Origin of the sequence: Luteibacter yeojuensis, from assembly GCF_011742875.1 — a bacterium.
In the GTDB taxonomy this organism is placed as follows: domain Bacteria; phylum Pseudomonadota; class Gammaproteobacteria; order Xanthomonadales; family Rhodanobacteraceae; genus Luteibacter; species Luteibacter yeojuensis.
Genome location: NZ_JAAQTL010000001.1, coordinates 1,510,188 through 1,523,771, shown reverse-complemented (window position 1 = coordinate 1,523,771; position 13,584 = coordinate 1,510,188). Strand labels below are relative to the sequence as shown.

The 13,584-nt window shown below is 67.7% G+C and carries 16 protein-coding genes; 13 read left to right on the top strand and 3 right to left on the bottom strand.

Annotated features, from left to right (window positions below):
- Nucleotides 1–39 precede the first annotated feature (39 nt).
- The 9 genes from pyrG to truD are packed head-to-tail and all read left to right on the top strand — an operon-like array spanning nucleotide 40 to nucleotide 8,267.
- Complete coding sequence (gene pyrG, locus HBF32_RS06885) at nucleotides 40–1,719, top strand: CTP synthase (protein ID WP_166698948.1); 1,680 nt, start codon at nucleotides 40–42, stop codon at nucleotides 1,717–1,719.
- Complete coding sequence (gene kdsA / locus HBF32_RS06880; RefSeq protein WP_166698947.1) at nucleotides 1,716–2,546, top strand: 3-deoxy-8-phosphooctulonate synthase; 831 nt, start codon at nucleotides 1,716–1,718, stop codon at nucleotides 2,544–2,546. The genes pyrG and kdsA overlap by 4 nt, the downstream gene beginning before the upstream one ends.
- 53 nt (nucleotides 2,547–2,599) lie before the next feature.
- The gene (locus HBF32_RS06875) at nucleotides 2,600–2,983 is read left to right on the top strand and encodes a hypothetical protein (RefSeq protein WP_166698946.1); all 384 of its coding nucleotides are present in this window, start codon (nucleotides 2,600–2,602) and stop codon (nucleotides 2,981–2,983) included.
- 10 nt (nucleotides 2,984–2,993) lie between these two features.
- Nucleotides 2,994–4,292 carry a phosphopyruvate hydratase gene (eno, locus tag HBF32_RS06870; protein ID WP_166698945.1) on the top strand — a complete coding sequence of 433 codons (1,299 nt, stop codon included), beginning with the start codon at nucleotides 2,994–2,996 and terminating at the stop codon, nucleotides 4,290–4,292.
- Between the two features lie 23 nt (nucleotides 4,293–4,315).
- A complete protein-coding gene (gene ftsB, locus HBF32_RS06865; protein ID WP_166700457.1) occupies nucleotides 4,316–4,642 on the top strand; it encodes a cell division protein FtsB in 327 nt (108 codons plus the stop codon).
- Nucleotides 4,642–5,331, top strand: coding sequence for a 2-C-methyl-D-erythritol 4-phosphate cytidylyltransferase (gene ispD, locus HBF32_RS06860; RefSeq protein WP_166698944.1), 690 nt, complete (start codon nucleotides 4,642–4,644; stop codon nucleotides 5,329–5,331). The genes ftsB and ispD overlap by 1 nt, the downstream gene beginning before the upstream one ends.
- Nucleotides 5,331–5,804 (top strand): 2-C-methyl-D-erythritol 2,4-cyclodiphosphate synthase, encoded by a 474-nt coding sequence (gene ispF, locus HBF32_RS06855; protein ID WP_166698943.1) that lies wholly within the window; start codon nucleotides 5,331–5,333, stop codon nucleotides 5,802–5,804. Before ispD ends, ispF begins: the two co-directional genes overlap by 1 nt.
- A complete protein-coding gene (gene mgtE, locus HBF32_RS06850) occupies nucleotides 5,801–7,228 on the top strand; it encodes a magnesium transporter (RefSeq protein ID WP_166698942.1) in 1,428 nt (475 codons plus the stop codon). Before ispF ends, mgtE begins: the two co-directional genes overlap by 4 nt.
- Nucleotides 7,229–7,250: 22 nt before the next feature.
- Nucleotides 7,251–8,267, top strand: coding sequence for a tRNA pseudouridine(13) synthase TruD (gene truD, locus HBF32_RS06845; protein ID WP_166698941.1), 1,017 nt, complete (start codon nucleotides 7,251–7,253; stop codon nucleotides 8,265–8,267).
- A gap of 81 nt (nucleotides 8,268–8,348) precedes the next feature.
- On the opposite strand, the gene HBF32_RS06840 is transcribed toward truD, so the two are convergent.
- Nucleotides 8,349–8,891, bottom strand: coding sequence for a Smr/MutS family protein (locus HBF32_RS06840; protein ID WP_166698940.1), 543 nt, complete (start codon nucleotides 8,889–8,891; stop codon nucleotides 8,349–8,351).
- Between the two features lie 165 nt (nucleotides 8,892–9,056).
- Here HBF32_RS06840 and surE point away from each other — a divergent pair, with 165 nt between their 5' ends.
- The 4 genes from surE to HBF32_RS06820 are packed head-to-tail and all read left to right on the top strand — an operon-like array spanning nucleotide 9,057 to nucleotide 12,166.
- Nucleotides 9,057–9,839 carry a 5'/3'-nucleotidase SurE gene (surE, locus tag HBF32_RS06835; RefSeq protein ID WP_166698939.1) on the top strand — a complete coding sequence of 261 codons (783 nt, stop codon included), beginning with the start codon at nucleotides 9,057–9,059 and terminating at the stop codon, nucleotides 9,837–9,839.
- 1 nt (nucleotide 9,840) lies between these two features.
- A complete protein-coding gene (locus tag HBF32_RS06830) occupies nucleotides 9,841–10,524 on the top strand; it encodes a protein-L-isoaspartate(D-aspartate) O-methyltransferase (RefSeq protein WP_425482185.1) in 684 nt (227 codons plus the stop codon).
- A 38-nt stretch (nucleotides 10,525–10,562) separates the two neighbouring features.
- Nucleotides 10,563–11,171 (top strand): YqaA family protein, encoded by a 609-nt coding sequence (locus tag HBF32_RS06825; RefSeq protein ID WP_166698938.1) that lies wholly within the window; start codon nucleotides 10,563–10,565, stop codon nucleotides 11,169–11,171.
- Between the two features lie 23 nt (nucleotides 11,172–11,194).
- Nucleotides 11,195–12,166, top strand: coding sequence for a peptidoglycan DD-metalloendopeptidase family protein (locus tag HBF32_RS06820; protein WP_166698937.1), 972 nt, complete (start codon nucleotides 11,195–11,197; stop codon nucleotides 12,164–12,166).
- A gap of 85 nt (nucleotides 12,167–12,251) precedes the next feature.
- Here the strand turns inward: HBF32_RS06820 and panE are convergent, their stop codons facing one another.
- Together panE and HBF32_RS06810 are read right to left on the bottom strand one after the other, a co-directional pair.
- A complete protein-coding gene (gene panE / locus HBF32_RS06815) occupies nucleotides 12,252–13,196 on the bottom strand; it encodes a 2-dehydropantoate 2-reductase (RefSeq protein WP_166698936.1) in 945 nt (314 codons plus the stop codon).
- 12 nt (nucleotides 13,197–13,208) lie between these two features.
- Nucleotides 13,209–13,580, bottom strand: coding sequence for an Mth938-like domain-containing protein (locus HBF32_RS06810; RefSeq protein ID WP_166698935.1), 372 nt, complete (start codon nucleotides 13,578–13,580; stop codon nucleotides 13,209–13,211).
- Nucleotides 13,581–13,584: the final 4 nt, after the last annotated feature.

Genomic DNA, 13,584 nt, shown 5'->3' with positions numbered 1-13,584 from the left:
GCTTAGGTAAAATACAAATTTCCAGCACTGGCTGCTCGCATGACTCCCCTGATTTTCGTCACCGGCGGTGTGGTGTCTTCCCTCGGGAAAGGCATCGCAGCGGCGTCGCTTGCCTCCATCCTCGAGGCGCGTGGTCTCTCCGTGACCATGATGAAGCTCGATCCGTACATTAACGTGGATCCGGGCACCATGAGCCCCTTCCAGCATGGCGAGGTGTACGTCACGGACGACGGTGCCGAAACCGACCTGGATTTGGGCCATTACGAGCGCTTCGTGCGCACGCGCCTGACCGGCAAGAATTCGATCACCGCCGGCAAGATCTACGAATCCGTGATCCGCAAGGAGCGCCGCGGCGATTACCTCGGCGCCACGGTGCAGGTGATCCCGCACATCACCGACGAGATCAAGCATTCCATCCACGAGGCCACCCGCGGCTTCGACGTGGCCCTGGTGGAAATCGGCGGCACGGTGGGCGACATCGAGTCGTTGCCCTTCCTCGAGGCCATCCGCCAGCTGCGCATCGAGCATGGCCCGGAGAAGTGCATGTTCGTGCACCTCACCCTGGTGCCGTTCATCAAGGCGGCGGGCGAGATCAAGACCAAGCCCACCCAGCACTCGGTGAAGGAACTTCGCTCCATCGGTATCCAGCCGGACGTGCTGCTGTGCCGCTGCGAAGAGCCGCTGCCGGACGGCGAGCGCCACAAGATCGCGTTGTTCACCAACGTGCCGAAGAACGCCGTCATCAGCACGATCGACGTCGACGTCATCTACAAGCTGCCGATGTGGCTGCACGAGCAGGGCCTCGACGACCTGGTGATCCGCCGCCTCGGCCTCGACGCCGGTCCGGCCGACCTGTCCAGCTGGGAGCGCACGGTCGAGGCCGTGGAGCATCCGCGCGACGAGGTCACCGTGGCGATCGTCGGCAAGTACGTGGAGCACAAGGACGCCTACAAGTCGCTGGGCGAGGCGCTGCGGCACGGCGGCATCAAGCAGTCCACGCGCGTGAACCTGCGCTGGGTGGATTCGGAAGACGTCGAAGCGCGCGGCCCGCGCGCGGTGCTCGGCGACGCCGACGCCATCCTCGTCCCCGGCGGCTTCGGCAAGCGCGGCTTCGAGGGCAAGATCCTCGCCGCCCAGTTCGCCCGCGAGACCGGCGTGCCTTACTTCGGCATCTGCTACGGCATGCACGCCGCGGTGGTGGAGTTCGCGCGCAACATCGCCGGCCTGCCGCAGGCCGATTCCAGCGAGAACGACCGCAACACCCCCGATCCGGTGATCGCGCTGATCACCGAGTGGACCACCGCCACCGGCGAAACCGAAGTGCGCACCGAGCGTTCCGACCTCGGCGGCACCATGCGTCTCGGCGCCCAGGAATGCCGCCTGAAAGCCGGCACGCTGGCGCGCGAGCTTTACGGCGAAGAGGTGGTGCGCGAGCGTCATCGCCACCGCTACGAGTTCAACAACCGTTACCGCCAGTCCTTCGAGGACCTCGGCCTCGTCATCTCCGGCAAGTCGATGGACGACCTGCTGGTGGAGATCGTCGAACTGCCGCGCGAGGTCCATCCGTGGTACCTCGGTTGCCAGGCGCATCCGGAATTCACCTCCACGCCGCGCGAGGGCCATCCGTTGTTCATCGGCTTCGTCCGCGCCGCGCGCGAGTACAAGGCCGTCCGCGATGGCGAGAGGCTCGCCGTCCGCTCCGAGGAGTCCGCTGCATGAAGCTTTGTGGTTTCGAGGCTGGTCTCGACCAGCCGCTGTTCCTGATCGCCGGCCCCTGCGTGATCGAGTCGATGCAGTTGCAGCTCGACGTCGCCGGCAAGCTCAAGGAGATCACCGGTCGCCTGGGCATCAACTTCATCTTCAAGTCCAGCTTCGACAAGGCCAACCGTTCCTCCGGCTCCAGCTTCCGCGGGCCGGGCATGGAAGAGGGCCTGAAGGTGCTGGATGCCGTGAAGAAGCAGATCGACGTGCCGGTGCTGACCGACGTGCACGAATACACGCCCATGAACGAAGTCGCCGCCGTCGTCGACGTGCTGCAGACCCCGGCGTTCCTCGCCCGCCAGACCGATTTCATCCAGAACGTGGCTCGCGCCGGCAAGCCGGTGAACATCAAGAAAGGCCAGTTCCTCGCCCCGTGGGACATGAAAAACGTGGTGCAGAAGGCCTTCGACGTGGGCAACCACGACATCCTGGTCTGCGAACGCGGCGCGAGCTTCGGTTACAACAACCTCGTGTCCGACATGCGCTCGCTCGCGGTCATGCGTGAGACGGGCTGCCCCGTGGTGTTCGATGCCACGCATTCGGTGCAGCTGCCGGGCGGCCAGGGCACCAGCTCCGGCGGCCAGCGCGAGTTCGTGCCGGTGCTGGCCCGCGCGGCGGTGGCCGTGGGCGTGGCGGGTCTCTTCGCCGAGACCCATCCCGAGCCGGCGAAGGCGCTGAGCGACGGTCCGAACGCCTGGCCGCTCGACCAGATGGAAGAACTGCTCGAGACGCTGATGGAACTCGACCAGGCCGTGAAGCGCCGCGGGTTCGCAAATCACGCCTGATCGTTCCTCCGGAACGGTATGATTGACGGAATGCGCGCGGGGAGGCCGACTGGATGACTGACGACAACGGGATCCACGATGCCGGCGAGCCGCGCCCGCATGCGGCGCGGATGCCGCAGTCGGGTCACGGCATCGCCTCGTTCGTCATCGCGCTCGTCTCCGGCCTCGTCGTCCTGGCTTCCATCGTCTTCTCCGCGCTCATCGTCGCCTCCGGCGATCCCGAGGCGCATGTGGCCGTGTTCGGCCTCGTCGGCCTCGTGATGTGCGCCTTCCTGGCGCTCTCGCTGGTAGGGCTCGTACTCGGCCTCATCGCCCTGCGCCGCCAGGATCGCCGCCGCACGTTCGGCGCGATCGGGTTCGGCCTGAACGCACTCATCCTCGTCGGTACCGTGGGCCTCGTGCTCGTCGGCACCTTCTTCAGTCATTCCAACTCGTAACGGGAAGCGCATGACCACGTCCATCACCACCATCCACGCCCGCGAGATCCTCGATTCGCGCGGCAACCCGACCCTCGAAGCCGAGGTGACCCTGGCCGACGGCTCGTTCGGCCGCGCGGCCGTGCCGAGCGGCGCGTCCACCGGCACCCGCGAGGCCGTGGAACTCCGCGACGGCGACAAGGGCCGCTACGGCGGCAAGGGCGTGAAGACTGCGGTGGCGAACGTGAACACCACGATCGCGAAAGCGCTGTCCGGTTTCGACGCCGCCGACCAGAAGGGCCTGGACACGACGCTGATCGCGCTCGACGGCACCGACAACAAGGGCAAGCTGGGCGCGAACGCGCTGCTGGGCGTCTCGATGGCCGCCGCCCACGCCGTGGCCGCCTCGCGCAAGCAGGCGCTCTGGCAGTACCTGATGGTCGATGGCGGCGGCTCGCTGCCCGTGCCGATGATGAACATCATCAACGGCGGCGCGCATGCCGACAACAATGTCGACGTGCAGGAGTTCATGGTGCTGCCGGTGGGCGCGCCGACCTTCGCCGAGGCGCTGCGCTACGGCGCCGAGATCTTCCACGCGCTGAAGTCCGTGCTGAAGGGCCGCGGCCTCAACACGGCGGTGGGCGACGAGGGCGGCTTCGCGCCGAACCTCAAGTCCAACGTCGAGGCGCTGGACACCATCCTCGAAGCCGTGAACAAGGCCGGTTACAAGGTCGGCAGCGACATCCTGCTCGGCCTCGACGTGGCCAGCTCGGAGTTCTTCAAGGACGGCAAGTACGACCTCGAAGGCGAGGGCAAGGTCTTCACGCCGGAACAGTGGGTGGACACGCTGGCTTCGTGGGCGAAGCAGTATCCGATCGTGACGATCGAGGACGGCATGGCCGAAGGCGACTGGGCCGGCTGGGCCCACCTCACCAAGGCCATCGGCGAAAGCATCCAGCTGGTCGGCGACGACCTCTTCGTGACCAACCCGAAGATCTTCGCCGAGGGCATCGAGAAGAAGATCGCCAACGCGATCCTCATCAAGGTCAACCAGATCGGCACGCTGACCGAAACGCTGGAAGCCATCGCCATGGCCGATCGCGCGAAGTACGCCGCCATCGTCTCGCATCGTTCGGGCGAAACCGAGGACACCACGATCTCCGACATCGCCGTCGCCACCACGGCGACGCAGATCAAGACCGGTTCACTCTGCCGCACCGATCGCGTGGCCAAGTACAACCAGTTGCTGCGCATCGAGGAAGCCCTCGGCGCGAAGGCGAAGTACGCCGGCCGCGCCGCCTTCCCGAACCTGTCCAAGCTGCCTGGCTGAGTCTCGCCTTGAGCAACGCGGCCATCCTGCGCTGGGTCGGTCTGATCCTCGTCATCGTCCTCATCGCGCTGCAGCTGAAGCTGTGGGTCGGCGGTGGGGGCATGGCCGAGGTCGATTCGCTGCGCGAGTCGGTCAGGAAGCAGACCGAGGAGAACGCGGGACTGCAGAAGCGCAACCAGGCGCTGGCCGCGGACGTGGAAGACCTGAAACACGGCGAACAGGCCACCGAGGCGCGCGCCCGGCAGGAACTGGGCCTGATCAAGCCCGGCGAAACCTTCTACCAGGTGGTCGAGCCGGGGGTTGCCACCAGCGCGCCGCCGCCGCCGCCCATCACTCCCGGCGGCCAGTGATGGACGCGCTGTGGTGTGTCCTGCCGGCCGCCGGTAAGGGCGTCCGCGCAGGGGGCGACCGGCCGAAGCAATACCAGCCCATCGCGGGGCGTCCGATGCTCGACCACACGCTCGAGCGCCTCGCCGCGCACCCGTCGATCGCCGGGCTGGTGGTGGCGATCGCCGCCGACGACCGTCATTTCGCCGCGGTGGACCGCATCGGCGGCAAGCCGCTGCTGGTGACCGTCGGCGGCGGGGAGCGGAGCGATTCCGTGCTGGCCGGGCTCCTGGCCTTGCCGCCGTCCGTCCGCGACGAGGATTTCGTGCTCGTCCACGACGCCGCTCGCCCCTGCGTGCGGGCCGTCGACATCGCCCGCCTTATCGAGCGGGCGGGCCAAGGCGAAGGCGGCCTCCTGGGCGCGCCCCTGCGCGACACCCTGAAGCGCGCGGACGCCGGCTGTCACAGCATCGACACCGAACCGCGCGAGGGTCGCTGGCGGGCATTTACGCCGCAGATGTTCCGGCGCGGGGCGCTGATCCGTGCACTTCGCCTTGCCGCGGAGGCGGGTATCGTGGTCAGCGACGAGGCGATGGCGATGGAACGGCAGGGCGTGACCCCCTTGCTGGTGGAAGGTTCGGAAGACAACATCAAGGTGACCACGCCCGCGGACTTCGCGCTGGCGGAATTCCTGCTGGAGAAGACCAGGTAATGCGTATCGGACAGGGATTCGACGTCCACGCCTTCGGCGAGGGCGACCATGTGATGCTGGGCGGCGTGCGCGTGCCGCACACGCATGGCGTGCTCGCCCATTCGGATGGCGACGTGGTGCTGCACGCGCTGTGCGACGCCTTGCTGGGCGCCCTCGCCCTGGGCGACATCGGCAAGCATTTTCCGCCCTCCGACGAAAAGTGGCGCGATGCGGACAGCCGCAGCTTCGTGCGCGCGGTGGCCGGCATGCTCCGCGAACGCGGTTACGTGCTTGGCAACGCCGACATGACGGTGATCTGCGAGGCGCCGAAGGTCGGCCCGCATGCCGCCGCCATGCGCGAGATCGTCGCCGCCGACCTCGGCGTGGACGTGGATCGCATCAGCATCAAGGCGACCACGACCGAAACGCTAGGTTTTGCCGGCCGCCGCGAAGGCATCGCGGCGCTGGCCACGGTCCTGGTGCTGCGCGCATGAGCGAAGCCGAGCCGCGCGCGTCCACCCCCCGCCTGCACGACAGGCTGGAAGCCATCACCGACCTCCTGCGTCGCAGGGAAGACCTGCTGGCCTTCGCCGGTGCCGTGCCGGGTGGCGACGAAGCCGCGCTCGAAGCCGCCGACGCGGAATTGCAGGCGCGACTCGACGAACTGCATCCGGCCGACCTGGCCGACGTGCTGGAATCCCTTCCGCTGGAGGATCGCCTCGCCGTCTGGCAGCGCGTGCGCTCGGACCGCGACGGCGACATCCTGCTGGAAGTCTCCGATTCCGTCCGCGAGTCGCTGATCGCGGACATGGACGATCGCGAGATCCTCGCGGCCGTCGAACCGCTGGACGCGGACGAGCTGGCCGACCTCGTCGACGACCTGCCCACCGAGGTGCTGCCGGAGTTGATGGCCAGCCTCGACGCGCAGGAGCGCGAGCGCGTGCAGGCCGCGATGTCCTACGAGGACGACCAGGTCGGCGCGCTGATGGACTTCGACATGGTCACCATCCGCGAGGACATCAGCCTCGAGGTGGTGCTGCGCTACCTGCGCCGTTTCGACGAACTCCCCGCGCAGACCGACAAGCTGTTCGTCGTGAACGCCGAGAACGTGCTCACCGGCGTGCTGCCGCTGCACTGGCTGCTGGTGAACCCGCCGGAGAAGATGGTCCGCGAGATCATGGCGCCGGACGTGAACACCTTCCGCCCGGAGGACGACGCCTACGACGTGGCCCAGGCCTTCGAGCGCTACGACCTGGTGACCGCGCCCGTCGTCGACGCGCAGCAGCGGCTCATCGGCCGCATCGCCGTCGACGCGATGCTGGACTTCATCCGCGAGGAGAGCGAAACCGAGGCGCTGTCGCGCGGCGGTCTGCGCGAGGAAGAAGACATCTTCGCCTCCGTCTGGAAGTCCGTGCACAACCGCTGGGCGTGGCTGGCGATCAATCTCGTGACGGCCTTCATCGCCTCGCGAGTCATCGGGCTGTTCGAGCATTCCATCGAGAAACTGGTGGCCCTGGCGGCGCTCATGCCCATCGTGGCCGGCATCGGCGGCAATTCGGGCAACCAGACGATCACGATGATCGTCCGCGCCATGGCGCTGGAACAGGTCGGCGTGTCGCAGGCACGGCGCCTCTGGCGCAAGGAGCTGGGCGTCGCCCTGGTCAACGGCATCGTCTGGGGCGGTGCAATCGGCATCGTCGCGTGGCTGCTCTACGGGAGTGTGTCGCTGGGCCTGGTGATGACCGCCGCGATGACGCTCAACCTTTTGCTCGCCGCCTTCATGGGCGTGGGCATTCCCATGCTGATGACGAAACTCGGGCGCGATCCCGCGCTGGGTTCCAGCGTGCTCATCACGGCGATGACCGACAGCGGAGGTTTCTTCATCTTCCTCGGTCTCGCCACCGTGTTCCTCTTGTAGGAACGTCTTGATCCGGAGTTCCATGAACGACTCAGAACTTCCTTTTGCCTTCGGTACACCGCCGCTGCGCGCACGCCTGCGCGCGGCGCCCGAGGATTTCTTCGTCGAGGAGGTTCTCGGGTACGAACCGGACGGTGCCGGTGAACACGCGTTCCTCGTCGTCGAAAAACGCGGCACGAACACCGACTGGGTGGCGCGCGAGCTGGCGAAGTTCGCCGGCACGGCACCGATGAACGTCGGGTACGCGGGCATGAAGGACAGGCACGCCGTGACGCGGCAGGCCTTCACGGTGCAGTTGCCGGGCAAGGCCGATCCGGACTGGTCGACGTTTCCGCACGCCGACGTCTCCATCCATTCGCTGGGCCGGCATTCGCGCAAGCTCAAGCGCGGCGCGCTGCGTGGGAACCGCTTCGTGCTCGTGCTGCGCGAGGTCGAGGGCGACCGCGCGGAGGCGGAAGCTCGCCTCGCCGGCATCGCGGCGCGCGGCGTGCCCAACTATTTCGGCGAGCAGCGCTTCGGCCTCGGCGGCGGCAACGTGGCGCAGGCACGGGCGATGTTCGGCGGGCGACGCGTGGATCGCGACAAGCGCTCGATCCTGCTCTCCGCCGCGCGCTCGCACATTTTCAACGGCGTGCTCGCGGAACGTGTCGCCGGAGGAACCTGGGATGCGCCGATGGACGGCGAGATCTGGGCCCTGGAGGGCTCGCGCTCCTGGTTCGGGCCGGAGCCGTTCGACGACGCGCTGGCGGAGAGGCTGGCCCGTTTCGACATCCATCCGTCCGGCCCGCTGTGGGGCCGTGGCGAGACGCCAGCCGAAGGTGCCGTTGGAGCGCTGGAGCTCGAAGTGGCGTTGCGCGACGAAGACCTTGCGAAAGGCCTTGCCGATGCGCGCATGGATCAGGAGCGCCGGGCGCTGCGCCTGCAGCCGCGCGACTTCGCGTGGCGTTGGCTGGAAGACGGCGCGCTGGAAGTCTCGTTCGGCCTGCCGGCGGGTGCCTACGCCACGACGGTAGTCCGCGAGCTCGCGGTACTGGTGTAGGAGCCGCTATAGCGGCGAGGACTCTTGCCGCGGTTTCGCCAGGTTTCCTCGCCGCTATAGCGGCTCCTACAGAGGGTGCCCTCAACCTTTCAGCAGCACGATCACCGCGCCGGTCCCACCCTGCATCGGCCTCGCCGACGCAAAAGCGACCACATCGTCACGCCGTCGCAGCAGCCGGTCGGTCAGCCCTTTCAGCACGGGGCCGCCGGCCTTCGAGCGCAGGCCCTTGCCATGGATGATCCGCACGCAACGGATCCCGTCGTGCCGGCATTCGGCAAGGAACTCGGAAATGGTGAGCTGCGCCGCCGCCGCGTTCATCTGGTGCAGGTCCACTTCCGCCTGGATGCTGAACTGCCCCCGCTTCAGCTGCTTCAACAGTCGGGGCGGGTAGCCATCGCGCAGGTACGACAATTCCTCGCCCACCTCGAGGTCGGCCGGGTCGTAATCGAACAGCATGGCATCCGCGGGCACGGCGGCCTCGTCGGCCTCGCGCATGTGCGGATGCGGGGCCGGACGCGGTTTCTCGGGCAGCGCCTCGGCCTCCGGAAGAGGGCGCACCTCGCCGATGGCCTCGCGGAACAGCCGGCTGTCGTCGTCGTGTACCTGCGGGGGACGTCGCGTCATGTGTTCATCCTAAGCGATGCCGGGCCGATGCGGCCTTCGCGTCCGCCGCGATGCGGCATCTGCATGGCCATTCCGTGAATCCCGCGGCCCGGTCCGGTAGACTTGGCCGGTCGGGCGGCTCCCTCGAAATGGGGTCGCCCCGCCCGTTTTTCGATCTGGATCAGCATGCAAGTTCTGGTTAGCAACGACGACGGCGTGGAGGCCCCTGGCATCCAGGTGCTGGCCGAGCGTCTGGCCGAGTTCGGCACGGTGACGGTCGTCGCTCCCGATCGCGATCGCTCCGGCGCGAGCAATTCGCTCACCCTCGATGCGCCTATCCGCGTGCACCGGCTGGACAACGGTGCGTACCGCGTCGCCGGTACGCCCACCGACTGCGTGCACCTGGCGCTTTCCGGCCTGCTCGACCACGAGACCGACATCGTCGTATCCGGCATCAACAACGTCGCCAACCTCGGCGACGACGTGATCTATTCGGGCACCGTGTCCGCCGCGATGGAAGGACGCTTCCTCGGCCTTCCCGCGATCGCCGTGTCGCTGGTCACTCACGAGACGTCCGGTCGCCACTTCGATACGGCGGCCGGCGCGGTCCTGATGCTGATGCGCCGCCTCATCGTCGATCCGCTCCCGGCCGACACCATCCTCAACGTGAACGTGCCCGACCTCCCCTGGGACGAACTGCGCGGTTTCGAGGTTACCCGCCTGGGCAAGCGGCACCGCTCGGCGCCGGCCATCCGCAGCGCCGATCCACGAGGCCGCACCATGTGGTGGATCGGTCCGCCCGGCGAGATCGAGGACGACGGCCCCGGCACGGATTTCGACGCGGTGCGCCGCGGCTGCGTCTCGGTCACGCCGATCCATACCGACCTCACGCGCGTGCAGGCGCTGGAGAAGGTCAGCAGCTGGATGCTTTCGCTGTCCGCGTCGATGGACGACGAGGAGGCGGCCTGACATGGCGAACATGCATGCGCTACCGCCATCGGCCCTGCGCGGCGAGGGAATGACCTCCCAGCGCGCGCGCGATCGCCTGGTCGCCAGGCTCGCGGAAGAAGGCATCCGCGACGAGCGCGTGCTGGAGGTGATCCGCCAGCTGCCGCGCCACCATTTCATCGACCAGGCGCTGCATTCGCGCGCCTACGAGAACACGGCGCTGCCCATCGGGCATGGCCAGACCATCTCCCAGCCGTGGATCGTGGCGCGCATGACCGAGGCGCTGATCGAGCACGGCATCCCCGAGCGGGTGCTGGAGATCGGCACCGGGTCCGGCTACCAGGCCGCGGTGCTCGCCGGCATCGTGCCGACGGTATACACCGTGGAACGGATCGAGGAACTGCTGCGCCAGGCGCGCCGCCGCTTTCGCCAGCTGGGCATCGCGAACCTGCGTTCACGCCACGACGACGGCAAGCTCGGCTGGGAATCCGATGCGCCTTTCGACGCCATCATCCTCACTGCCGCGGGCGATCGCGTGCCCGCGGCGTTGTTCGATCAGCTGAAGCCCGGCGGTGTGCTGGTCGCCCCCGTGGGCAGCCCGAGCCAGCAGGTGCTGGTGCGCATGCGCAAGGGCGAGGACGGGGAAATCCATCGCGAAGACCTCGGTGCCGTGAGCTTCGTTCCGCTGTTGGGCGGCATCGGTTGATGCCTGGGGATACCCGTCACCATAAGGAAAACCGCTGAATGCGGATGTTCTCATCGCTGTACGAGCGCGCCATCGTCTGGGCACGCCATCGCCATGCGGTCCGCTACCTCGCGGGACTCTCCTTCGTCGAAGCCTTCATCTTCCCGGTGATGCCGGAGGTGATGCTGGCGCCGATGATGCTGGCCCAACCGCGCAAGGCCTTCCGTTTCGCCAACTGGAGCCTGCTCTTCTCGTTGCTCGGCTCCCTCGTCGGCTATGGCCTGGGCCATTTCGCCTACGAGGCGCTGAAGCCGCTGCTGGAATCGATGCATCTGCTGGCACCGATCCAGAAAGGCGTGGAGAACCTGCAGCGGGACATGCAGGCGCATTCGCTGGGTCTCTATATCGTGCTGGCGATGGCGGCGTTGCAGCCCGTGGTGCCGATGAAGTTCGTGACCTGGGCCTCGGGCATCGTCGGCGTGCCGGTGTTGCCGTTCCTTGTCTGCATGCTGATCGGCCGCGGCAAGCGTGTCTGGCTCCTGGCCCTCCTGGTGCGCATCTTCGGCGAACGTGCGGAACAGATGCTGCGCAAACACATCGAGTGGATAGGGTGGGCTGTTATCGTAGCCATCGTCCTGCTTGCCGCCTGGTGGTTCCTGGTGCGATGAACGCCCGTGAAGGAAGATCCGCGATGCTCGTGAACCGTCCGCTCGTCGTTTCGATCGTTCTGGCCGCGAGCCTCGTGCTCGCCGGTTGCGACCTCACACGCAGTTCGGTCGTCGTCACGCGTAGCGCCGGCAGTTACGAAACGGCCCGTCCCGCGACGCCGACGCCGCCGCCCGGCGGCAGCTATCGCGTGGTGAAGGGCGACACGCTCTACAGCATCGCCTTCCGCAACAAGGTGGATTTCCGCGACCTCGCCAACTGGAACGGCATCGCTTCGCCTTACACGATCTGGCCCGGCCAGGATCTGCGCCTTTCGCCGCCGGGCCGCGAAGTCCGGGCCGGCGCGCCGGTGTCGCATCCTGCACCGGCGGTCGCCGCCGTGCCGCATCCGACGCCAGCCAGCCCGGCGAGCCAGCCCGGCGTCGCCCCCGTCACCGGGTCGGCCGCGGCGTCTTCCGTGCTGCCCGCGCCGGCAACGACGACGAACACGCCGGTGGTGGTGGCGGGCCAGCCGGCCGAGTCACTCGTTCCGACGCCGCCGGCACCCAGCGCTTCCACCCCCGCGCCCGTGGAAAACCCGCCGGCATCCACGCCCATCGTCGCGAAGGGCGCGACGCGCAGCGTGGGTGGCATCGCCTGGCGCTGGCCCGCCGACGGCGTGCTGCTGAAGAAATTCTCATCGGGCGATGCCATTCCCGGCATCGAAGTGGGCGGCAAGGCCGGCGATCCCGTCCGCGCCGCCGCCGACGGCGTCGTGGTCTACAGCGGTAACGGCCTCGTGGGTTATGGCGAGCTCGTCATCATCAAGCACAGCGACAGCTTCCTCTCCGCCTACGGTCACAACCGCAAGCGCCTCGTGAAGGAAGGCGAGAAGGTGAAGGCCGGGCAGAGCGTGGCCGAGATGGGCTCCACGGGCGCGACGCGCGACGAACTGCAATTCCAGATCCGCCGCGACGGCAACCCGGTGGACCCGTTGCAATACCTGCCGCCCCGTTGATCGCGCTCAAACTGTAGGAGCCGCTATAGCGGCGAGGAAACCTCGCGACGAGGTCGCAGGATCGCTCTCGCCGCTATAGCGGCTCCTACATGGAAGGCACTTCGCGTTTCTTGCGGATCTCGAAGGCCTGGAGGTGCGCGAACGCCACTTCCAGCAACGGTGCCGCCACGCCCGCATCGCGCGCGCGGCGCAGCATGTCGCCCACGATGTGGTCGGATTCGATCCGCTGTCCCGCTTCCAGGTCGCGCAGCATCGAGGCTGTGAGCGGCGAACCTTCCTGGGTCAGCGTTTTCCAGGCAAAGGAACGCGCGTTGTCGGGCACCGGGTGGGCGGAGGCGCGAGCCACGGCCAGGCATTCTTCGTACATGCGCTCGATGAGCTGCCGCCCGTCGCCGGTGGCGACGATGTCGCCGACGCTCGCACGGAACAGGCAGGTGCTTCCCGCCAGCGTGGCGAGGAAGGCGAACTTCGCCCACAGGTCGCGCTGGATGTCGTCGGAGTGCTTGTGGTCCACCTTCGCCACGGCGAACGCCTCCGCGATGGCGGTGCAGCGTCCGTCGCGTTCCTGTCCGTCGCGCTCGCCGAAGGTCACCGACGCGCCGTTGCCGAAATGGATGATCTCGCCGTCCGACCCCTTGGCCGCGCTGATCACGCAGAGGCCGCCAAGCACCCGCTCCGGGCCGAAACGGCTGTCGAGCACGGGGTAGTGGGCAAGACCGTTGAGGACCGGCAGCACGGCCGTGTTTTCGCCGACGGCGGGATCGATGGCCTCGATCGCGGAATGCAGGTCGTAGGCCTTGCTGGAAAGCAGGACGAGATCGAACGGCCCGGCCGCCGCCACCGTCTCGGCGAGGACGTGCTTCACGCGCAGGGTGGCATTGCCGAACGGACTGACGATCACGAGCCCCTTAGCTTCCAGCACCCGCGCCCTGTCCGGACGGACCAGGAAGGTCACGTCCAGTCCCGCCTGGGCGAGCCGTCCGCCGAAGTATCCGCCGGTGCCGCCGGCGCCAAGGACAAGAATGCGCATGGGGTTATGCCTTCAGGGGAGGATGAACGCCGCCAGGACCCGCCGTCCCTCGCCCGCCAGCAGGCTGTAGGTGCGGGCGGCCGATCCGTTGGTCATGGCTTCGATGCCTATGCCCCGGCGGAGGAAGCCGGCCATCACCTCGGCCGGCGGAAACACCTGGCGTTCGCCGGTGCCCAGCAGGACCAGCTCCGGCTTCAGGGCAGCGATCTTCTCGACGTCCGCGAGGGTCAGGCGCGAGGCGTCCGTGACCTCCCAGTCCTCGACGACCTCCTGCGGCGTGAGCAGGATGCTCTTGCGGAAGTCGCGGTCGACCACGGTGACGGTATCGGCGCCGACGCGGCGCACGAACAGGTAGTCACCGGGATGTTCGAACGACAGGTCCATGGGG